At 67.0% G+C, this 19460-nt stretch carries 22 protein-coding genes; all 22 read right to left on the reverse strand.

All coding sequences use genetic code 11. The features are described from left to right. Position 1 precedes the first annotated feature (1 nt). Entirely contained in the window at positions 2-925 is a 924-nt protein-coding gene (locus GRZ55_RS11255) for a S49 family peptidase (protein WP_169287028.1), read from the reverse strand. Positions 926-930: 5 nt separating this feature from the next. Next, positions 931-1188 (reverse strand): hypothetical protein, encoded by a 258-nt coding sequence (locus GRZ55_RS11260; protein WP_169287029.1) that lies wholly within the window; start codon positions 1186-1188, stop codon positions 931-933. Then, positions 1188-2786, reverse strand: a complete 1599-nt coding sequence (locus GRZ55_RS11265; protein ID WP_169287030.1) for a phage portal protein — start codon at positions 2784-2786, stop codon at positions 1188-1190. The genes GRZ55_RS11260 and GRZ55_RS11265 overlap by 1 nt, the downstream gene beginning before the upstream one ends. After that, entirely contained in the window at positions 2783-4783 is a 2001-nt protein-coding gene (locus GRZ55_RS11270) for a terminase gpA endonuclease subunit (RefSeq protein WP_368856609.1), read from the reverse strand. The genes GRZ55_RS11265 and GRZ55_RS11270 overlap by 4 nt, the downstream gene beginning before the upstream one ends. Further along, positions 4780-5373, reverse strand: a complete 594-nt coding sequence (locus GRZ55_RS11275; protein ID WP_169287031.1) for a hypothetical protein — start codon at positions 5371-5373, stop codon at positions 4780-4782. Before GRZ55_RS11275 ends, GRZ55_RS11270 begins: the two co-directional genes overlap by 4 nt. Positions 5374-5595: 222 nt before the next feature. Continuing rightward, positions 5596-6162 carry a hypothetical protein gene (locus GRZ55_RS11280; RefSeq protein ID WP_169287311.1) on the reverse strand — a complete coding sequence of 189 codons (567 nt, stop codon included), beginning with the start codon at positions 6160-6162 and terminating at the stop codon, positions 5596-5598. A gap of 116 nt (positions 6163-6278) precedes the next feature. Continuing rightward, entirely contained in the window at positions 6279-7094 is an 816-nt protein-coding gene (locus tag GRZ55_RS11285; protein ID WP_169287032.1) for a hypothetical protein, read from the reverse strand. Positions 7095-7498: 404 nt separating this feature from the next. Then, a complete protein-coding gene (locus GRZ55_RS11290) occupies positions 7499-9319 on the reverse strand; it encodes a phage/plasmid primase, P4 family (RefSeq protein WP_246734691.1) in 1821 nt (606 codons plus the stop codon). A gap of 17 nt (positions 9320-9336) precedes the next feature. Next, positions 9337-10680 carry a primase-helicase zinc-binding domain-containing protein gene (locus GRZ55_RS11295; protein WP_169287033.1) on the reverse strand — a complete coding sequence of 448 codons (1344 nt, stop codon included), beginning with the start codon at positions 10678-10680 and terminating at the stop codon, positions 9337-9339. Continuing rightward, the gene (locus GRZ55_RS11300) at positions 10677-11003 is read right to left on the reverse strand and encodes a helix-turn-helix domain-containing protein (protein WP_169287034.1); all 327 of its coding nucleotides are present in this window, start codon (positions 11001-11003) and stop codon (positions 10677-10679) included. Before GRZ55_RS11300 ends, GRZ55_RS11295 begins: the two co-directional genes overlap by 4 nt. After that, positions 11000-11515: a hypothetical protein gene (locus GRZ55_RS11305; protein ID WP_169287035.1), complete on the reverse strand. Its 516-nt coding sequence runs from the start codon at positions 11513-11515 to the stop codon at positions 11000-11002. The genes GRZ55_RS11300 and GRZ55_RS11305 overlap by 4 nt, the downstream gene beginning before the upstream one ends. Further along, entirely contained in the window at positions 11512-13473 is a 1962-nt protein-coding gene (locus GRZ55_RS11310; protein WP_246734693.1) for a DNA cytosine methyltransferase, read from the reverse strand. The genes GRZ55_RS11305 and GRZ55_RS11310 overlap by 4 nt, the downstream gene beginning before the upstream one ends. Further along, positions 13470-13775 carry a hypothetical protein gene (locus GRZ55_RS11315; RefSeq protein ID WP_169287036.1) on the reverse strand — a complete coding sequence of 102 codons (306 nt, stop codon included), beginning with the start codon at positions 13773-13775 and terminating at the stop codon, positions 13470-13472. The genes GRZ55_RS11310 and GRZ55_RS11315 overlap by 4 nt, the downstream gene beginning before the upstream one ends. After that, positions 13772-14248: a hypothetical protein gene (locus GRZ55_RS11320; protein WP_169287037.1), complete on the reverse strand. Its 477-nt coding sequence runs from the start codon at positions 14246-14248 to the stop codon at positions 13772-13774. Before GRZ55_RS11320 ends, GRZ55_RS11315 begins: the two co-directional genes overlap by 4 nt. Beyond that, the gene (locus GRZ55_RS11325) at positions 14245-14613 is read right to left on the reverse strand and encodes a hypothetical protein (RefSeq protein ID WP_169287038.1); all 369 of its coding nucleotides are present in this window, start codon (positions 14611-14613) and stop codon (positions 14245-14247) included. The genes GRZ55_RS11320 and GRZ55_RS11325 overlap by 4 nt, the downstream gene beginning before the upstream one ends. Continuing rightward, positions 14606-14944, reverse strand: a complete 339-nt coding sequence (locus GRZ55_RS11330) for a hypothetical protein (RefSeq protein ID WP_169287039.1) — start codon at positions 14942-14944, stop codon at positions 14606-14608. The genes GRZ55_RS11325 and GRZ55_RS11330 overlap by 8 nt, the downstream gene beginning before the upstream one ends. Continuing rightward, the gene (locus GRZ55_RS23235; RefSeq protein ID WP_210257326.1) at positions 14941-15291 is read right to left on the reverse strand and encodes a hypothetical protein; all 351 of its coding nucleotides are present in this window, start codon (positions 15289-15291) and stop codon (positions 14941-14943) included. The genes GRZ55_RS11330 and GRZ55_RS23235 overlap by 4 nt, the downstream gene beginning before the upstream one ends. Next, positions 15288-17921, reverse strand: coding sequence for a DNA methyltransferase (locus GRZ55_RS11335; protein WP_169287040.1), 2634 nt, complete (start codon positions 17919-17921; stop codon positions 15288-15290). The genes GRZ55_RS23235 and GRZ55_RS11335 overlap by 4 nt, the downstream gene beginning before the upstream one ends. Then, the gene (locus GRZ55_RS11340) at positions 17918-18370 is read right to left on the reverse strand and encodes a GcrA family cell cycle regulator (RefSeq protein ID WP_169287041.1); all 453 of its coding nucleotides are present in this window, start codon (positions 18368-18370) and stop codon (positions 17918-17920) included. The genes GRZ55_RS11335 and GRZ55_RS11340 overlap by 4 nt, the downstream gene beginning before the upstream one ends. Next, entirely contained in the window at positions 18367-18867 is a 501-nt protein-coding gene (locus GRZ55_RS11345; RefSeq protein ID WP_169287042.1) for a phage regulatory CII family protein, read from the reverse strand. Before GRZ55_RS11345 ends, GRZ55_RS11340 begins: the two co-directional genes overlap by 4 nt. Further along, positions 18860-19162, reverse strand: coding sequence for a hypothetical protein (locus GRZ55_RS11350; RefSeq protein WP_169287043.1), 303 nt, complete (start codon positions 19160-19162; stop codon positions 18860-18862). The genes GRZ55_RS11345 and GRZ55_RS11350 overlap by 8 nt, the downstream gene beginning before the upstream one ends. Then, positions 19159-19416 carry a hypothetical protein gene (locus GRZ55_RS11355; protein WP_169287044.1) on the reverse strand — a complete coding sequence of 86 codons (258 nt, stop codon included), beginning with the start codon at positions 19414-19416 and terminating at the stop codon, positions 19159-19161. The genes GRZ55_RS11350 and GRZ55_RS11355 overlap by 4 nt, the downstream gene beginning before the upstream one ends. Between the last annotated feature and the right edge of the window lie 44 nt (positions 19417-19460).

The following is a 19460-nucleotide window of genomic DNA, read 5'->3' on the forward strand; positions in this document are numbered from 1 at the left end:
GTCAGGCTCTCCGGTTGACTTCGCTGATGAAGGCCTCGAAGGCCTCCTGCCCGTCCCCGATCGCGTCCACGAGGCCGAGGCGCACGGCTTCGGCCGCATCGAACGTGTCGGCTTCCGTGTCGAGAGCGGCCTTCTTCGACATGCGCCGGCCACGGCCCGCTTCCACCACCTCGGCGAATGCGCCGCGCATGGTTTCGACTTCCGCCGCCCAGCGTGCGCGCAGCCGGTCAGGAAGCGGCTCGAAGGCATTGCCCTCGACTTTGTGCTTGCCGGCATGGATGAAGGTCACCTTGATGCCTTCCTGCTCGAGATGACCGCTGAAATCGGCATGCATGATCACGACGCCGATGGAGCCGGCCCCGCCGAAGCGCGGCATGATGATCTGCCTTGCCTGGCTGGCCATCATGTAGCCGGCGGAATAGGCATGGTCGGTCAGTATCGAGATGGTCGGTTTGGCCCGTGACAGGTCGCGAATGTCCGCCGCCGTCTCGAAAGCGCCGTTCACCATACCGCCGAAGCTGTCGACCTCGAAGACGACGCCCTTGACGTCCGGATGGCGCTTCGCCCGCGATATCTGGGTGCGAAGCCCCTCATATGAGGTTTCCCCGGAACTCGACCCGATCCAGGCGCCCTTGTGAACCAGCGTGCCCTCGATCGGGATGACTGCGACATTGTCGACAATCTGGAAGGGCGCCAGACCCGCGCGGTCATAGGCGCGGCCCAGCCGGTCGCCGATCACGCCCGCCGATGGCCGGCCATTCGCGAAGGCCACATGCTCGGTCCCGCCTTCGCCATTGACGATGGTGATCGGCATGCCGGTCAGTCGGGGCCCGAGCATGCGCACCACCGTCTCGGCCTTGCCGGGATGGTAGAGATGCGGCGTGTCGAAAAGCACGCTGCAGATGCGTTCGAATGAAGCTGCCATGATCTCTAGCGGACGAACCGCATCCTTTTTGCGAATCGGACCCGCTTGCCGGTCTTGGCGGCGCACTGGCCCTCATATTGGCTGATCAGCTCGCGCAACCGCGCAAGGTTGCCGGCATGCCAGCGCACCTCGTCGTCGCCGAAACGCGTGGTTGCGACGCCGCTGCCGGTGACGATGGCAAGCTCCGCCTTCCGCAGGGCCTTGGCCACGGCGCAGGGGTCGTCGAAGTCGACCTGCACGCCATTGATCTCGACCGTATCCATCAGCCGTTCGCGCGCTCGCGGCGCGCCTCGCTGTCTTCCTCGCCGCTATCGGCGCGGCCCGGGCGGCGCTCGTAAGGCGACTGCATGCCTTCGGCGAGATAGCGCTTGTGCAGGCGAAGCCGCATGTCGAACACCTCGTCGGGATCCTTGCCGAGCTCGCCGCACTCGTCCTCGACGGTCGAGGTGCCGTTCAGCATGCGCTCGGTCGAGGCCTTGGCGCTCTTGAAATCGTCGGCCGTTGGCTTGGCCGGACCCTGCCAGAGCGCCCAGGAGAATTTGTCGCGGTTGGCCGCAAAGGCCGCGTAGCCGCCCTTGACCGGAATGCGCCCTTCCCCGACTTCCTCGTCGAACCAGTTCTCGTAGTGCGCCTGGGCGATCGGCGCCGCCAGCCGCTCGCGCCGCCGCACCACGACCGGCCAGATCGACGAATTCTCCATCCTGACGGAGGAATAGGTCGCGTTCTCGTGGTTCATCGTGAACCCGCCGAAGGAAATGCCGATCGCGCGGGCCATCTCCCGGGAGAGCTCCCGGCTGACGGGCAGGAACTCCGGCCCGGGCGTTCTGCTGGCGAGAAGCTCGAGCTTCTCGCCGGGTGCGAGTTGAGAGATGCGTGGATCGCTGCCGACCGATATCTCGCTCTCCGCCGCCCGCTCCATCTGCGCCTTGAAGAAGTCGAGATAGTCGCCCTTCAGATCTTTGTCCTCGATCGCCTCCAGCGCCTCGAAGGCTTCCGCCGACGGTTTCTCGCTGGTCAGCGCCGCAGCAAAGACGGTCTGCAGGATTGCGGTCTGGATCGTGGCGTCGACCAGCGTCTCGTGCTGGATGTGCTGCCGGAACGCGGGCGCAATGCGCGAGATACCCCGCACGTCGTCCGCATCCATCGGATCGAAGACGTGCACCACGACCTGGCGCCCGTCACGGTCATAGGCCAGATGATCGCGCTTGCGCATGATGCCCGCTTCCTTCTCCTGGAAGCGATAGGCGATCGGCCGCTGGTTCGTGTCGTGGATGACCCCCTGAAACATCCCTTCGATCTCGTTCGTGTCCTGAACGAGTTTGGTCGGCGAGACCATGCACATCTTGGTTCCGGCCACGATGCCGTAACGCTGCCGCTGAGCGCGCGGCATGTAGGACATCACGCCGATCGCTTCGCCATAGGCCATGTCCCAGCGTAGTGCGATGTCGATCATCTGCGGCACGGTGAACTTGCCGCGAAGGTCGCATTCGCGCGGGTTCCACGAATAACGCTTCCACTCGCGCTTGATCAGCCGGATCAGGTCGGCCGATTCCTTCTCCGAGTAGCCGAGCCCGACCAGGTCCGGCTGCGGATTCAGAACCAGCTCGACCCCGACCGTGTCGGCGATGACCTGGTCGGCGGCGCCGCGCAGGCGCCCCGAGTTCTGGATCAGGTCGAGAGCAATCCCTGCCGTGCGCCGCCAGACCGCCCGCACCTCGTCGCGATGGTCGCGCAGATAGGCCGGTCGCGTCGAGATGATCGACGAGCGCGTGTCGCGCAGATAGGCGCCGCGGGGCGTCGGACGCGTGGCGGGCGAGATCGCCGGCACGCTGCGCACCCTCGTCCTGACCTTGTCGCTCATATGCGCCGTTTCCACCTTTCGCGCCGCTCGCGGCGGGCATCGTCGTCTTGCTTTTTCTCGGCCGGCACCGCGGGCGCCTCGGCCGCTGCTGGCCTGGACATGAGCAGGTCGGGCTCCGCGGGCAGTTGCACGCGCGCCCGGATTTCGGCCCATTGGGCGTCCGTCATCGTCGAAAGCCCGAGCAGCTCTGCCATGGCCATGGCGTAGATCCGGCAGTCGAGGATGTGGTTGTCGGTCCGCAGCCGGACCCACTCCTCCTTGAAGCGGCCCTTGACCACGGCCGTGACGAAACTCTCGGCTGTCAGCTGGAGGAAGTATTCCTTCCCCAGAAACGTCCCGAAATGGCAGTAGCCGGGCGGATCGGTCGCCTCCCCCGCCGCGAGGCCGGGCTTGTGCAGATTGGCGAACAGCTCCGACTTCAGTCCCCATGTGCCGACCGGCCACAGCATGGCCGCGCCGAAACGCTTGCGCCTGCCCCGCTTGGTGACCGATTTCTTGGCCGGCACGCTGATCGCGGGCACGCCGCGCCCGCCCTGCCCCTTGATGGCGTAGGCGTTCGGGCGCCGGCGGCACCATTCCATCACCTGGTTCGTTCGCCCACCGTCGCCGCCGTCGACCGCGAGGGCCTCGATGCGGCGCGGATTTCCGAACACGTCGGTGAGCGGTGTCATGTAGAAGCGGTCGAGTTGCTCCCATGCTCCCATGCCGGGATGATCGGTCGGCCCCTCGAAGAACCGGACCCCGAGCGCCCAGCTCTGGCGATCCTGCCCGAACCCAACACCCTCGACCCAGATACCGTTGTGCTGGACGTCGGCGCCGGCCGTCACGATCAGCACCTCGGCCGGCACCGTCAGCTCAGCATAGGCCTCGCGCCGCTCCATGAGCCGCTCGTGGTCGGGTGCGTTGCCGCGCTCCTTGGCCGGCAGGCCGAGAACCAGGTTGCGGATGCCCTTGTCGCCGAGACCGCCCGGTTTGGCGTGGTTGATAACGTCCTCGGCGATCGCCTCGTAGCTCATCATGAGCGAATCGAAGGCATCGACATGGAAGCCGGGATGCCGGTCCGGGCCATGCGCGGTGGCGAGGAATCGCCCCTTGCGCACGCCGATGACACGCTCGGCCTCGGAGATCACATGGCCGCAGGATGGGCAGCCGTAGAAACTCTTGTGCGGGTGCGAGCGGTCCAGATGGAAGCCTTCGAACACCTGCTTGAACTCGTGCCCGCATTCGACGCAGGCGATATTCCAGAACCGCTGGTCGGATCGGCGAAAGGACCGGTCGATGCGACAGTGGCCCGGACCCTCGCCCAGTTCGTCGCCCGTGTCGATCTCCGGCGTCGACAGCTCGAAGATCTTGTAGGTCTTGGTCCGGCGAAAGGCCGTGAAGCGACCGAAGAACAGTGTCTCGGGATCATCCCCGTTGGGATGGGTCTGCCATTTGGAGACCTCGTCCTTCACGCCGAACCGTGTCGTCTTGCCCGACAGGTCCGTCGCCACGTTCGCGTTCGCCAGCATCAGGGAGCCGCCGGCAAAGCGCTTCTCGTAGATGGTCGACCCTGCCCCCGATCGGCTGAGGGCGGGGAAGATGATCTGCTTTCCCGTCGCCTTCTGCCACGCATCGATCAGCGGCTGCAGCTTCTGGCTGTTCATGTCCTGTAGGAAGTCGATCGACGGCAGGCCGTAGATCGAATTGTCCGGCGCCGTCTCGGCGATGAACAGCTGCCAGGCGAGCGCCAGGATCGAGATGCCCGTCTGCTGGCTCTTGCGCACCGTCACCAGGTTGGCCGGGTGCTCCGGATTGAGCGTGTCGGCGATCTCGCCCAGATAGGGCGCATCCTCGAGCGACCAGAACTCCCCCTTCTTTGGCCCATCGACCAGGACGATGTTCTTCGGCAGCCACGCCCGGAACGACACCGGCGGCTTCGGCCGGATCGCTTCCGCTAGCGTGCCCGCCACCACCCGCAGCGCGGCGGGATGGCCGGGATCGACGTGAATGGTCACAGCTCGTGATCCTCGACCAGATCATCCTGCTCCGCCGCCCCCGTCATGATCTCCTCGAGGCGGTTGGCGATCTCGGTGTTGAGCTCGAAACTGATCTGCCGAAGCAGGACGCGCAGCCCGTGGACACCTTCACGCCCGACCGCCAGCGCCATGTCGTCGGCCCGGTTCTGGAGCCGCGCCACCATGCTCTGGATCTCGCGGCCGCAGACGGTCATGGCCTCGCGGGTCTTGTCCGCTCGCAGGAGCTGGCCGATCTCTTCCTGGCGGCGAAGCTTCTCGCGGCCGACCTTCAGCCAGGCTTCCTGGCGAAGCGCCTCGTCGCGCGACTGGCTGCCGCCGACGGGCTTCGCCGTGGCGACGGGTTCCTCGCGCCGCGCGGCCGCTACCTTCTCCGAGCTCGAGAACTCGCCGCGGATATGGTCGTAATGAGCGAGCGAGAAGCGCACCACGCGGTCGCGGGCGTCGCGCTCGACCGGCAGGCCGTGCTGTTCGACGAAGCGGCGCACCAGCTTGGTCACCGCGGCCTTGCTCACCTTGTCGCGGGCAGCCACCTCGCCCGGCGTGACCATTACATGCTGATCGCCGGCCATCGCCTCACCAATTCCTCTGGCAACCGGGCCGAAACCCTTGTGCGGCAAGCCCCCGCGACCGCGTGACAACCCCTTTCGTCATGGCTGACAACCCTGACAACCCAACTTTCGAGCCCCTGCGACTGGCAAGATTCCGGGCCACTTTCGCACCGTCCGGCCGGGGAGCGGGGAACGGTCCCTAGCCGGTGCGGGCGGGTCGGCGGCGCGCCGCCGGGTCCGTGGTCAGCTGAAGGCGCCGCCGGTCATGCGCCTGAGTTCATGGGCCATGCGCTGCGGCAGGACCGTGCGCACCGAGGCTTCGAACTCGGCCCGGGTCTGTCCCGTCACCATCTCGGTGGGGATGAACACACCCGACTTCTGCTTGACGATCGGCGTACGCCCCGACCCCGCACGCGCGAACACATGCCCGCCCATGCCGATCGGCACGCGGGTGGGGAAGCGCCCGCCCTTGATGAAGGTGCTGGCGAAGATCTTGCGCTTGCCGAACGGCGCGGCACTGACGCCGCGCGCCGTCTCGCGAGCCGAGAAGTATTTGAGCGACACGTCGCCGCCCTTGGCCCGCATGACATAGACCATGCTGGCGGTGTTGGCCCGCGTGACGCGGACCGCCTTGACGATGGTCTTGCGCTTCAGCCCGGTCTGCTTGGTCAGAGTGCGCCGCACCTTGGTGCGCGCCATGTCGCCGGTCCGGTTGACGACGCGGGCGCCGACGGCGCGAAACCGCGCATCGCCCAGCGAGCGGAGCGCATCGGCGAAGCGGGCAATGCCCTCCCCGTTCTGCCACCCCATGACCAGCAAGGCATCGCCCCAATGAAAAACCCGCCGCGGGCTGGCCGGGCGGGTGATTTCTTTTTTACCGTGATCAGGTCTACGTCAAGTTTTCGGCGCGCGTCAAGCGGGTTCAGCTAATTTTTAGCCGCGCCGGCCAATTCCAAGAGCCGCACGCCCGCGCCCTCATGCGAAAGCCAGGGCGTCATGCGCTCATCGAACGGCGCGAAGCGATGCGCCACCAGGGCCAGCGCGAGATTGCCTTCGAGATAACGCATCGCCGCGACCCAGAGCTGCCAGTCGAGACGCGAGAGAATGTCGCCGGTCGGGTCGTCGGAAAGCTCATATTTGCGATAGGCCCCACGTACCGGGCGGCGCGAACGCGGGTGCAGCCCGTCGACCTCGATCAGGCTCCGGCGCCCGAACACGTCGGTGACCGCCTTTTCCACGAACCAGGCCGGCCTCCCGCCGCGCTCGACCATGCGCACCTTGCTGACCGGGGCCGACCAGTCGGGCCGCTTGCCCAGCACCGCCGTGCCGATGACCAGCGACATCAGCGAGGCGGCGCGCTGGCGAAACGGGCGAAGCCGGTAGCGCTCGGCCACCCGCGCCACCGCCGCCTCGGCCAGCCCGCCCGTGTCGGGCCAGTCGGCAAGGGCGGCCCAGCCCTCGGGGATGATCGCCTCGCAGCGCGCCAGCCCGGCCACCGCCTCGCCCACCGCCAGCGCATCGTCATGCGGCGCGCCCTGCTCGATGAAGAAATTCTCGTGGTCGCGCCGACCGCCATCGACCAGCGTCATCAGCTCGGCAAAGGAATTGATCCTGCCCCAGCTGGTCGCCTCCAGCATGCGCCAGGCGGAATTGGCGTTGTCGAGCCCGTCCACGCCGCCGCCTTTCGGCAGCTCGTGCACGAAAGCCCAGGATGCCAGCTCTTCAATGGTCATCGTCTTCATGATTTTTGCTCCAGCGTCCCAGTTTCGGCCCTATCGACCCAAATTCTTCGCTTCCGTCCCAATTCTTGATTTCTCCAAACCATTGAAAGAAAAACACAATTCCGAAGGAAAGGGACGGTAGGGACGCTAGGGACGATAAAACTCCGCCACACATGGAAAAGATTGCGCCTGTTTTTAAAGGCCAGCCCCTTCCCCTTTACGCGCGCACGTGCACGGGAAACCCCACAATCATCGTCCCTAGCGTCCCTAGCGTCCTAAACGTCTGTTTTCCCACACCCTTCTGGCCCGCCCTTGCGCCCCAATCCTTCGCCTACCGTCCCTCGCTGCCCTTTCTTCGTCCCCGAACGGGGCGGCGGGAGGCGGCAACGGTGGGCAGCACTCCGGCCCAGGAAGGGGGAGAAGGGTCAGCCATCGAAACCGTAATCCTCCGGACGCGGGCCGGGATCGGCGCCCGACGGCCGCACGAATTCCTCGCGCGCATGGATGCCGCGATAGAGCGTCGATCCGCTCTTGGCCTTCCAGAACATCTTCATCTGGCCGTCGGGCGATCGCCACGTCAGCCGCGTGTAGTCGGGCAGCTTGCGCGAGAAGGTCGAGCCCTTGAACTCCGGCGCGCCCTCGCGGGCGGCCCAATTGGCATAGGCGATGTGGAGATCGCCGGGCGAGGAAAAGTCTTCCTCGCGGCCGGTAACGAGGCAGGCGTTGCGCAGGAAGGCCCCGATCGGGTCGCTCTCCTCGCGATATTCGCGGGTGGCCGCCAGCACCTTTTCGGGCGGGCGCAGCCCGAAATTCAGATAGTCGAGCGCGCCCTGCACCATCCAGGCGAACACGCCCTCGGCCTCGCCGCGCAGCGTCTTGGCGAGGTTCCGGTCGACCTCCTCTTCCGGGATCTGCACTTCCCAGGGCACGAGATAGACGCGCCGCCAGATGCCGTCCGACGTGTCGTCGATGCGCGGCTTGTGGTTGCCCGACAACATGATCTTGAACTGCGGCTCGACCTCGAAGAAGTCCTGGTGCAGGCGCCGCACCGCGATCTTCTCGCCGCCCGTCAGCGTCTTGATCAGCGCATCCTTCAACTTCACGCCCATTTCCGGCTCGGAGGCAGCGACCAGCCGCGCGCCCGGCAGCCGCGCCAGGTCGGGCGTGGCCTCCGAGCCGCCGCGCCGCGTCTCGCCGGCGAAACTGTCGATCGACAGCGTGACCGCATAGTCGCCCAGGATGGCGCAGAGCAGGTCGACGAAGGTCGATTTGCCGTTGCGCCCCGCCCCGTAGAAGAAGACCAGGCACTGCTCGACGGTCAGCCCGGTCAGGCAGTAGCCGGCGAAACGCTGCAGGAAGGCGCGGATCTCAGGATCGGGCTGGACGCGCTTGAGAAAATTGTCGAAGGCGGGCGCGGCCGAGCCGGGCGAAAACGGCTGTTCGACCAGTTTGGAGATGTAATCGCCCGGCCGGTGCGGGTCGCTCGCCACGCTCCAGGTGAAGGTCGGGTCCTCAGGGTCCGATTCCTGGTTCTCGGTCCTGGCGAAGCGCAGCGTGCCCGACCGGCAATTGACGGCAAAAAGATCGCGGTTGAGATCGCCCACCATCATGGCGACATGCGGCAGCGCCTCGCGCATCATGTTGTCGAGTTTTGACGATCCGGCCGAACTCTTGGCATGGCGGTGGCGCGCCGAGCGCCGGCCATTGGCCTTCTTGCGCGCTTCCTCGCCTTCCTCGATCGCATCGTCGAGTTCCATCCAGCGGGCCATCTTGTCGGGATCCCAGTCCTTGGACGGCCGCCCCATCTTGCCCTTTTCGAGCTTCGCATTCTTGCCGGCATCGATCGCCTTCTGCTCTTCCTCCGTGGCGGTGAGCAGCATCGCCTCGTCCGAAATCAGCTCGGCCGTCTTCTGGGCAAGCGGGCGCACGACGGAGCCGTCCTCGTCCTCCTTCCAGCGGCAGCCGTCGAAACCGTGCCAGCCGATGCGCGCGACATGGATGACCTTGCGGCCGTAGCGCGCGAGAAAGCGCCGCCCATTGCCGATATCGGTCTCTGGCTCGAAGGCGCAGGCGGCAAGAAGCTCCTGGAAATCGGGCTCGGGCTCGTCGGCAGTCGGCATCGGCCGGTCGGGCGCCGACAGGCCGCCCCGCGATCCGCCCGGCAAGGGGGACGGGGCCTTGGCGCCATGGGCAAGCTCGGCCTGGCGGCGCGCATCCTCCATCATGGATGCGACTTCGGGTGGCATCCCCCCGTTTTTCCTGGTCATTCCTGGTCCGCCCCGTCACGCAAGTTCAACATTGCCGCCATCACGGCGGCATCCTCCGGCGGCCACAGCACCGGGATCAGCCTTCCCGGCCGCGCATGCCGCGCCCGCGCCCGGGCCATGGCGGACGCCGTCGCCACGCGCTCGGAATCGCCATCGGCGACCAGCACCAGCTCGTCGACATGATCGGGGATCATCATCGCGTCCGCGTCCGCGTCGTTGCCTTCCCGTCCCGGCCGCGGCACCGGCCCCTGCACGCGCACGGGGCGCACGCGCCCGTTCCGATCCTCGCGCGTCAGCTCGGGATGGGAAAAGGCGGATTTCGGGTCGGCGGGCCCGGCCATGTTGCCGAGGTCGCCGGCCGCGAAGTAGAACGTGTCGTCGCGAAACCCTTCCCAGCCGGCAAAGGCCAGCGTGTTCTCGATGCCTTCCGCCCCCAGCCAGCGCAGCGCCGACGGCCGCCCGGAAAGGCCGATGACGCCCCCCTTCTTGGTGCCGCGCATCTTCTTGGACGGCAGGATCTCGTAGAGCCCGGCCGCGATATCGATCTGCGTCGGCAGCGAGGAGCCCGCGCGCCAATCATGCCGGCCGCCCAGACGACCTTCCTTGGTCAGTCCATAGAGCAGCGGCCGATATTTCGGCGGCGCATCGAGGTCGATCCAGGTGATGTGGCAGCCGATCAGCTCGACGTGAAGCGATGCGTCGAACCTGATGAAAGGTGCGACCATCGCCGGCCCCTCGTGGATGGCGACGGGGGCACCGTGATCGTCCTGGCCATGCCAGTAGGGCAGCGACGGCGCGTAGCGAATCCACTTGTCGCCAGGTACGCCACAGGCGCGCATGGATAGATAATAGTGCACCGGATCGGCACCGATCGTGCGGCCCGCCTCGTAGATCCCGCGCGCCTTTGCCCGCTCCTTGTCGCGAAACGCGTTGCCCGCCCGCGCGCGCTTTTCCTCGTCTTGCGCCGCCTGGCGCTGGCGCTCGGCAATGCGGGCCTCGCGCGCGGCGCGCTCTTCCTCGCTCTCGCGCTCGCCGCCCTGGGGGATATCTCGGCCGAGCACGGCCGAACACGCCTCGAGGAAGCCGGCGCGGCTCTTGAGATCGAGTTCCAGGCAGTGCGCGGCCAGCCCGATCGCATCCTTGCCGCCGACATCGCAATGGCGGCAGTGCCAGGCGTTCTTGCGCGTGTTGAAGGAAAACCGGTCCTTGCCACCCGACACGGGACAGGGCTGTGGATGCTCGTCGCCGGCGGCCTTGAAGGCGAGGTCCAACAGCTTCGCCGCGGCCCCGACCGACACGGCACGCGCATCCTCGATGAATTCCTTGATCTCGTCGGTCATGCCGACACCGCCACGAGCCGATATCGGTTGTTGCTGCCGGCGCCGGCGCAGTTCTTCGGGATCGTCCAGCCATGGGAGGGCAGTTTTTTGCGCAGCCTGGCCAGCACCATGCCCAGCACATTGTTGGCGCATTCGGGACCGCCATTCGGATCGTCGAAATACAGCGTGTCGATCAGCGCCCGCCGTTCCACGCTGCGCGGGTAGATTCCGGCCAGCGCGACCACGACCCGCCGCTCCTGCGGCGACAGCGCCGCGGCGTCGAGCGCCTCGATCGGCGCAGCCTTGGCAATGGGGGAGCCGCAGCAGGGGCAGATGAAGCTCATCGCTTCACCTCGACGGCATGCGTGATGTGCCAGTTGCCGTCGGCGCGCGGTACGCATTCACTCAGGATGAAGGGGACGAGCGTGGTCTCCCAGTCGGCAAGGGCGCACCAGCCGGTGCCGTTGCCGATGGCGTTGATGTCGAAGATGCCGACCCCACGCTCGGGGTGACGGGCAGCGCCGACCCAGTGCGTCTGTCGATAGCGGGCCCGGATCGGCACCCCCGGCGCTGTCCATGGTCCTTCCCACTGGATCCGCGCCAGCCCGTATTGGGGCCAGCTTGCCCGACCCAGATCGCCCCCGCGATAGGAGAACGCGACGCCGAGACCGGCGAGGACCTGCCACATCAGCGTCGGATTGGTGTAGCGCTTGGTCTCGAAATCGCCCATGTGCGGGCGAAGCTCGTCGAGCGTGAGACCGCATATCGCGGCGATGGCACCCGGTCCGCAATTCGCTCCCCATTCATCGAAAGCACGCTCGGCATCATCGGCGGAGAACCTTGGCAGCTGGATCATTCCGCCGCCTCCCGCACACGCGCCAGGTGGCCGCAATTGGCTTTCACCAGCGCCTCGGCCAGCGGCGGGCAGACGCTGTTGCCACAGCACGAGCCCTGCACGGTTGCCGTGATCGGGCTGCCGTCCGGCCGCCGGTCGATGATGTAGCTGTCGGGGAACCCTTGCGCCCGGAACCGCTCGCGCGGCGTCAGCATGCGCATGCCGATATCGGCGATGGCGAAGGTCTCGCCGTCGATGTCGACTGTCACCAGCCCCATGCGGTCCTTCACCGTGTCGGTGTGCATCGGGTCCGTCACGACCGAACCGTCCCCGGTGCCGTAGTACTTGGTGAGGAAACCGGAGATCAGGGCGGCGTGCTGCCCGCCCGCCATGATGGTCTTGGCAGGCTTGCGCAGATCGCCTTCTCCGCCCCGCGTGTTCGAGGTGTAGGACCACGAGAGATGCGCCGCCACGACGCTCTGCTGACTGGCACCGAATGCCCCGCCCGTCGTGATTGTCGCCACCGGCTTGCGCGCATCATGGCCCACCACGCCGGTATTGTGCTGGGCGAGGAACGCGGCCACGACGCCATGGCGGTTGCCGCCCGCCGTATCGGTCGCCAGCGGCTCTTCCGGCCGCCTGCCGCGATCATGACCGCCGTCGCCTTCGCCATAGTAGGACGTCACGTGCGCCGCCACGACCGCATGCTTCGCCGCACCGGCCACTTGCGTGCCAAGCGGCTTGTCGACATCAAGTGCGCGGGGCGCCTGACCCTTCCGCTCGCCATAGCCAGTCTGCACCATGGTCGCCGCCACCACGCCGATCGGCGCCGCCCCGCCCGGCTTCTTGATGTAGCTGTTGGCCGTCACCGTCGGCGCCGGCTCGTCGAGGCCGGATCCGGTCGAGCCGGATTGGAACTTCGTCAGATGGGCCGCAATGACCGCGTTCTGGTCCTTCGGACTTGCGGTCACCGTGTGCAGCGGCGCGTCAACCGACCTGTTGCCGCCACCATGCTGGCCATAAGTGACGACCGGCACGACCACTGCATGATCGCTCCGGCTGTGAGCCGTCTGCGTCCGCACCGGCTCGTCGACTGAGTGCACGCGGGCGTCGCCGGCATGCGCCACCGGCACGATGAACGGCTTCTTCGCCTCCAGCACGTAGCGCACGATCCCGCGTGCGATGCGCTTCATCGTGGCGTCGGCCAGCGGGCGGATCGCCCTGACCCCATGCTTGTCCATGATCTCGGCCGCGCTGTCGAAGATCGAAGGGCATGGCAGTGACCAGTCGATGATCTCTGCCGCCGTCCGCCAGGGCTTCTTGCGCCCCGCGATCACGTCCGGATCGTCGGGCTTCCCGTGCGTCGGCTCCGGCCAGACGATCGGCCGCCCGTCGCGGCGCGCGATCATGAAGAAGCGTTTGCGGATGGTCGGCGCGCCATAGTCGCAGGCGCGAAGCTCGCGCCATTCCATGCGATAGCCGAGCCGCTTCAGCTGTGCCGTCCACAGCGCGAAAGTCTGGCCGCGGCGCTCGCGGCAGGGCTTGCCTTCCGCCGTCACCGGCCCCCAGTCGCGGAATTCCTCGACGTTCTCCAGCATGATGACTTCCGGCCGCACGCGCCGCGCCCACAGCACCACGACCCAGGCCAGATCGCGGATCGACCGCTTGACCGGACGACCGCCCTTGGCCTTGGAAAAATGCTTGCAGTCGGGCGAGAACCAGGCGAGCCCGACGCGCCGATGCCCCACCGCCTCCAGCGGATCGACCTGCCAGATGTTCTTCGACAGATGCAGCGTTGCGGGATGGTTGACCTCGTGCATGGCCAGCGCATCGGCATTATGGTTGATCGCGATGTCGGGTGAGCGACCGAGCGCCATCTCGATACCCGTCGAGGCCCCGCCGCCGCCCGCGAAGGAATCGACGATCAGCGCCTCGCCGGCAGAGCCCATGGGCGCAACGGTATCGAACAGGGTTTTCATGCCGCCGCCCTCACTTCCCGCATGGCGATGTCGTCGGGCGAAGCCACGCGCAGGCGGCCGGACTGGATGCCCGACAGCAGCCCCGCCATGAGGCACCGAGCGGCGGTATTGGTCGGCCAGAACGCGAGGTCGAAGAAGATCACCGGCGTGCCGCGCGACCAGCCGACCAGCTGGGCGGCCCGCGTGATGGTGCGCACGTCGTCGGCAACCTCTACCGCCGTGCCTGTTTCGCAGAGCAGCCCGTGATCGCGGGCGATCTTGCGGGCGGCCAGATGGTCGGGCGCGACGATGAGCAGGGTCATGATTTTCCCCCCGAAAGCGCGATGTCGCCAAATCCATTGATCGCGCCCTTGGAGGGCCGGGATGGCGTCCCGAAGTGGCGGATCAGCGTGCTGAGCAGTGCCCGGTCAGAGGGGGTCGTCTCGCCCTGGTCGTGACAGAAGATGTAGAGCGCGGCCTGGACGTTCTCGATCGGGAGCCAGGCACCAGGCGCCGCCACCACATGTGCGGTCACGAATTCGTCGAGCAGCTGGCGCGCCGTCTTCATGGGAGCGGCCCCCGCAAAACTCTCCTGCACAAGGGCATGCGGCTGGGGCGCCTTCCCTCGCAGCGCGCCGGGCGGCACGGCAAGCCCGGCCTCGCGCGCCAGAAGTCCCGCCTCGTGGCGCATGGCGTCGGGCAAGGCCTCGAGCCGCGCAGGATCGGGAAAGGCCTGCCCGAAGCGATCGGGAATACGAGGACCGCGCGGGCGCGGGATCACACCAAAGGCGGTCATGCGGACACCTCGCCGCCAGCCGCCCGCACCGAGGTGACGGCGGGAAGATGGCCCATGGAAGTGCTTCGGGGCGCCGGCTGCGGAACACCGCGCGCGTGATGGGCAAACAGGCCGAACGCATGCAGATCCTCGAGTTCCAGCCCGACCACGCCGCCGCGCTCGCGCCGCATGATCCACGCCCATTCGACCGAGGAGCGGTATTTGCGCGGCTCGAACCAGATGGCAAAGCAGCGGCTGCCATTAGGAATATTGCCGATCGCCTGGCTGGTGGTCACGACCGAGACGCCTTCGGGCGGCTGCGGGCGGCCGAACAGCGTGACGAGCGCCCGCTCGGGCCGCGTGGTGATGATGGTCAGTTCACCCATGCCTGCTATCCTCCTCAGCTGCCCGGCTGGCCGGGGTCCGTTTCACGTTTGAAGCACTGCAACAGCCTGATTTCGCTGGCATCTGTTCGGGCGGCAGGTAGAAGCGGCGGATGTCGACGCCGAGCCAGTCGCAGATGGCGATGACCTTGTGCACGGCGATCATCTGGCCCGACGCGGCCCGCGACAGATCCGTGAAGGTGACGCCGATCGTGCCGGCCAGCGCCCGATAGCCGCTGCCATCGGCCGACAGCCGCGCGCGCACCAGAATGGCAAAGCCGCGCCAGTCGTAATCGGCCCGCTCGGGCGAGCGCGCGTTCTGGAGCCCACTCATTGCGCGTGTCCCCCGCCCGAAGCACGCAAGCCCGACCGGGCGTCGGGCCGCGTGGCCCGCCCCGCCGGAGTGCCAGCAGGCGAAGCCTGCGGTACGGCGCGTGAGGCATCCCTGAGAAACAGCGTCGGCTGTTCGCCGATCCAGTCGCACAGCGCGAAGAATTCGTAGGCGCCTGGGTTGCGGCCGCGCGCGGCGCGCTGGACGGCGTCCGGCTCGATGCCGCTTTCGCGCGCCACCCGCCGCACCGTCTTGCGGCGATGGATGCGCCGCGCTTCGAGAAACAGCGCGAACACGTCGAAATCCACCATGGCAGGATCGAAGGCGTCGACACGCGGGGGCACGTTCATTCCGCCGCCTCCGCCTGTTCGGGGCTGATTTCGGCGAGATAATCGAACAGCGTCGGCGCCCTGCCCCCGCCCGAAGCGATTTCGGCATAGGCGCAGCCATCGGCGAAATAGCTGGGGTTGAGTTCGACGGCCACGGCCTTGCGGCCGAGGTGAAGCGCGCACCACGGCACCGTCATGATGCCGCCGAACGGGTCGAAGACGGTCTCCCCTTCCATCGAATGCTGCAGGATCGTGCGGTCGACGATGTCGAACTGCAGCGGGCACAGATGCATCTCCTGCCCCTTCGATTTCTGCATCATGTTGAGCGTGCGCATGCGCGCCACGTCGCTCCAGATCTCGGGATGGGCGACATGGGGCGGCGCGATCATGAAGGTCGGCGGCAGCCGGTGTTTTTCGTCCAGCGCCTCCGTCAGCGCGACATGCGCCTCATGGTCGTAGACATTGGACAGTGCCCAGGCCTTCCAGCCGCGATAGACGTCGCGACCGTCGCGACCGACCAGGTCGGCCAGCTCGGCAGGCAGAAGCGGACGGTCTCCGCTTGACCGCCACACGCCATGCGCGTCGATCTGCCAGCGGCCCCGGCTGTAGCCGGCCGCATTGAGCCATTCGTCTTCGGCCCATTCCTTCTTGGCCTTGGTCACCGGCGTGTCGGCATAGCCATTGGAACGGTCGGTCGGCGGTTTTCTGAATTTCAGCAGATATTCGGGCATGCCGTTGCCCATCCGCGTCCCGTCCTTGCACTGCTCCGACCAGCCCAGCCGATAGGTCTGGTTGTTCTCGCGGACCACGTCGGTGGCGATGGTGACGCGCGACAGGAAGGCAAAACCGTGCTTTCGGAAATGCGCCACGCAGTCGTCGGAGAACGGGCTGACGGTCTGGAAGCCCAGCCCGTTGATGCCACCCGGCACGATACGGTCCTTCACGTGGATGACCGCCACCCGGCCGGGCTTGAGCACACGCAGGAGCTGCGGGGTCAGAAAGTCCATCTGCGCCCAGAAATGCGGGTCGTCGTCCGTGTGGCCGAAATCGTTGAAGGACGGGGTGTATTCATATTGCGTGGAGAACGGAATCGAGGTGACGATCAGGTCGACGCTGTCGTCTTCCATCGCCCTCGTCTCTTCCACGCAGTCATTGTGCACGAGCCGGTAGTTCCGGCCGGTGACTTCGCGCCGCTCGACGCCCATGGAACGCTTGAGCGCCCCGTCGATCGCCTGCTCGGCCAGGCCGAAGCGGCGGATGATCGCGGCCATCTTCTCGGCCTGTTCCTCGAACTGGCGCCAGCGGCGCTCCAGCTCGCGGCGGATATGCCGCTCGGCTTCGGTATGGATGAGGTCGAGCCGGCACTGCCCCTCCTGCCCGAAACGCTGGATGCGGAAGACGGACTGGATGAAATCGTGGAACTTGAAGCCGATGCCGAGATAGACCGCCCAGCTGCAATGTTTCTGGAAATTGCAGCCCGAGCCGTTGAGAACGGGCTTTGTCGCCAGCTCCTGGAACTCGCCGCGCGCGAAACCGATGACGCGGGCTTCCTTCTCGTCTTCCTTCAGCGTGCCCCACACGCTTTTTGCGCCGGGTATCGCCTTCTCGATCGCCTTCCGCTCGTCTTCCAGATCGTGCCAGATGATGCGGTGCGCGGCGGGATCCTCGCTGCGGATTTCCATGAGTTTTGCGATCCGGGCGTCGAGCGAGCGCCGTTTTTCCCGGCTGGCCTCGACCACGCCGAGCGCGGTGGAGACGAAGAGCCTCTTTTGCCCGTCCTTCTCGGCACCCGCCTCGCCATGATCCGTGGCAACCTCGTGCCAGCGAATGTCGAGCGGCGGCAGGTCGTAGCCCTCGTCGGAATAGCCGAGATCGGAGGGCTTCTGGACGAACAGCGCCCAGCTCGCGACCCACAGCCAGAACTCCTCCTCCTTGTGAGGGTGGAGCGTCAGCTTGTCGGCCTTTTCCGAATTGCGCCGGAAGAAGCGGGTCTTTGCCTCGCCCACATCCATCACGCCTAGGAACGCGGCATAGGCCAGCAGTTCGATGAATTCGTTCGGGTCGGGAATGGCCGTGGCCACGAAGCGGTACTTCACGCCCTCGCGCTTGACCCCGGCCTTGCGGTCGTCGCCGGCGAATTTCGCCATGAACTCGCGGAACGTTTTCGAGCCGCCGAAGCCGCGCAAGCAGGCCGCCTCGTCGAGCGACGCGGCGGTGAAGATCGACGGGTCGAGCTTGCCGTCGCGCACCGTCTCGTAATTGGTCAGGTGAATGACGACCTGGTCGCCGCCCGCCGCATTCGCAGGCTCCAACTCAAGGGCCGAGCGTATGAACTTGAGCCGGACGTTCGGATGCCGTGTCTCGGCCTCGAGGAAGAATTCGTGGCGCACGCCGAGCGGCACCACGATCAACGCATGGCCGCCCTCGTGCTTCATGCACTGGCGCAGGATCTCGATCTGCGTCGAGGTCTTGTGCAGCCCAAAACGCAGGAAGAGCGCGCGGCGCCCGCCCCGGCAGGCCCAAGGTACGATCGCCCGCGTCATCTCCTTCAAAAGCGGGTTGACGCCGCCAGGATCGACCTCGAACCCGGCCTGCGGGGCAAGCTTCGCCTTGGCTTTCAGGAAATCGGCATAGGCGGGAAGCGCGTTCATTCCGCCGCCTCGAGCAATTCCCGCCCGGCCTGCGTGGCGCGTTGGGCGTGGTGGGCGCAGTAGCGTCCGGAAGCGCGCGGCGCGCCGCAGACCGGCATGTCGGGACCCGAGGCTGAAAGCGGCGGGCCGGCAAAGAACAGGCAGAGCCCGGCTTCGACCGCCTGCAGGAAGGGCGCCGAATCGAGATCGGGCGCCGGCACGGGGCGTGGCGGTGCCGGCTTCGGCTTTTCGGCGCGGCGGATTGGCGCTGCCGCCCTGGGGGAGCCGGGTTTCGGCCCGGAGCGGCCGGCACGGCCGCGCAGGGGAAACCGGTCGCGGTGGCGGTTCATGATGCCCAGCACCGCCGAGCGCGAGACGTCGCCCAACGCGGCCACGATCTCGCCCGAGGAAAGCCCCTCGTTCCACAGCCTGGCTGCATGGCTGATCCGCTTCTCCGTCCAGCTGCTCATGGGAAGTCGCCTCCCGCGTTGTTCTTGACGACGATGCCGATCGTGCCGAGCCGCCCCTGGACGGAGCGCAGCACGCGGCAGGCTTCCTCGATTTCCATGTTGATGCGGCGCCGGTCGGCCTCGCACAGCGTGCCGTCGGCCATGGCATGCAGGATGGCGGCCACGACTTCCGCGCTTTCGGAGCCGATGCGGGCGATCTCGCGCAGGCACAGATCGCCATTGGCCGGCCGCGCCTCGGCCACCAGCCGGTAGCCCAGCAGCGTCGCCATGGCGGCCACGACGACCGGGCCGCCCGCCATGCGGTCGAGATCGACGGCCACGTCGATCGGGCAATGCCTGTCATCCTGTTCGGGCGCGCCGTAACGCGACAGATCGGCCTCGCCGACCCGGGTCATGTGCTGGACGGAAGCCGCACCGCCGCCGAGCTTGGCGGCGCGCCGCACTGACATGGACAGCGCCCGGCGTTCCTGCGGCGTGGTCTCGCGCAGCTCAGCCATGGTCGCCGCCCCGGCAAGAATGAGCGCGGGAATTGCCGTGACGCGACGTGAGCGCGCGATCATGTTCGGCGTAGAGAGCGGAGAGGCCGATCATCTCGCAGCGCGCACACACGAGCTGCTCGACGAGTTTGGCAGGGGAGACACCATCATGGGCGGCAGCCAGGATCAGCAGCGGCCAGACGGTTTCGGGCAGGCGCAGGTCGATACCCGGACGGGGATCGACACCAGGCGCGATGTCCTGCTGCACGAGCTTCTCGCGACCCCAGGGCGCGTAACGGCAAGCCTCACTGCTCATTCTGCTGCCTCCCCCAGTTCCAGAAACCGTTCCGGCCGGTTCGCCCTGAGCCAGTCGAGCCGCGTGGCGTGCATGTCCTGGGCGGCAACCGCGCCTTCGGTGAGCGCCGCGATGCGCTCGACCAGGTCGGCATCGGCCTTGTTCTGGCCGGTCTCGATGCGCTGGAAGGAACGCGCGCCCCCATCGAGCCCCAGCGACATCGCGCATTCGCCCTGTGACTTTCCCGCCGCCAATCGCCAGTGTCTGAGTTCCATGGCACAAAAATGGCCATATGGGCCAATTATTGTCAAGCCATTTT

It is taken from the genome of Chelativorans sp. ZYF759 (assembly GCF_012911015.1).
Classification (GTDB): Bacteria; Pseudomonadota; Alphaproteobacteria; order Rhizobiales; family Rhizobiaceae; genus ZYF759.

Coding starts and splice junctions, on each gene's coding strand:
- GRZ55_RS11255 (WP_169287028.1), bottom strand. CDS start 925: ATGGCAGCTTCATTCGAACGCATCTGCAGCGTGCTTTTCGACACGCCG.
- GRZ55_RS11260 (WP_169287029.1), bottom strand. CDS start 1,188: ATGGATACGGTCGAGATCAATGGCGTGCAGGTCGACTTCGACGACCCC.
- GRZ55_RS11265 (WP_169287030.1), bottom strand. CDS start 2,786: ATGAGCGACAAGGTCAGGACGAGGGTGCGCAGCGTGCCGGCGATCTCG.
- GRZ55_RS11275 (WP_169287031.1), bottom strand. CDS start 5,373: ATGGCCGGCGATCAGCATGTAATGGTCACGCCGGGCGAGGTGGCTGCC.
- GRZ55_RS11280 (WP_169287311.1), bottom strand. CDS start 6,162: ATGGGGTGGCAGAACGGGGAGGGCATTGCCCGCTTCGCCGATGCGCTC.
- GRZ55_RS11285 (WP_169287032.1), bottom strand. CDS start 7,094: ATGAAGACGATGACCATTGAAGAGCTGGCATCCTGGGCTTTCGTGCAC.
- GRZ55_RS11290 (WP_246734691.1), bottom strand. CDS start 9,319: ATGCCACCCGAAGTCGCATCCATGATGGAGGATGCGCGCCGCCAGGCC.
- GRZ55_RS11295 (WP_169287033.1), bottom strand. CDS start 10,680: ATGACCGACGAGATCAAGGAATTCATCGAGGATGCGCGTGCCGTGTCG.
- GRZ55_RS11300 (WP_169287034.1), bottom strand. CDS start 11,003: ATGAGCTTCATCTGCCCCTGCTGCGGCTCCCCCATTGCCAAGGCTGCG.
- GRZ55_RS11305 (WP_169287035.1), bottom strand. CDS start 11,515: ATGATCCAGCTGCCAAGGTTCTCCGCCGATGATGCCGAGCGTGCTTTC.
- GRZ55_RS11310 (WP_246734693.1), bottom strand. CDS start 13,473: ATGAAAACCCTGTTCGATACCGTTGCGCCCATGGGCTCTGCCGGCGAG.
- GRZ55_RS11315 (WP_169287036.1), bottom strand. CDS start 13,775: ATGACCCTGCTCATCGTCGCGCCCGACCATCTGGCCGCCCGCAAGATC.
- GRZ55_RS11320 (WP_169287037.1), bottom strand. CDS start 14,248: ATGACCGCCTTTGGTGTGATCCCGCGCCCGCGCGGTCCTCGTATTCCC.
- GRZ55_RS11325 (WP_169287038.1), bottom strand. CDS start 14,613: ATGGGTGAACTGACCATCATCACCACGCGGCCCGAGCGGGCGCTCGTC.
- GRZ55_RS11330 (WP_169287039.1), bottom strand. CDS start 14,944: ATGAGTGGGCTCCAGAACGCGCGCTCGCCCGAGCGGGCCGATTACGAC.
- GRZ55_RS23235 (WP_210257326.1), bottom strand. CDS start 15,291: ATGAACGTGCCCCCGCGTGTCGACGCCTTCGATCCTGCCATGGTGGAT.
- GRZ55_RS11335 (WP_169287040.1), bottom strand. CDS start 17,921: ATGAACGCGCTTCCCGCCTATGCCGATTTCCTGAAAGCCAAGGCGAAG.
- GRZ55_RS11340 (WP_169287041.1), bottom strand. CDS start 18,370: ATGAGCAGCTGGACGGAGAAGCGGATCAGCCATGCAGCCAGGCTGTGG.
- GRZ55_RS11345 (WP_169287042.1), bottom strand. CDS start 18,867: ATGGCTGAGCTGCGCGAGACCACGCCGCAGGAACGCCGGGCGCTGTCC.
- GRZ55_RS11350 (WP_169287043.1), bottom strand. CDS start 19,162: ATGAGCAGTGAGGCTTGCCGTTACGCGCCCTGGGGTCGCGAGAAGCTC.
- GRZ55_RS11355 (WP_169287044.1), bottom strand. CDS start 19,416: ATGGAACTCAGACACTGGCGATTGGCGGCGGGAAAGTCACAGGGCGAA.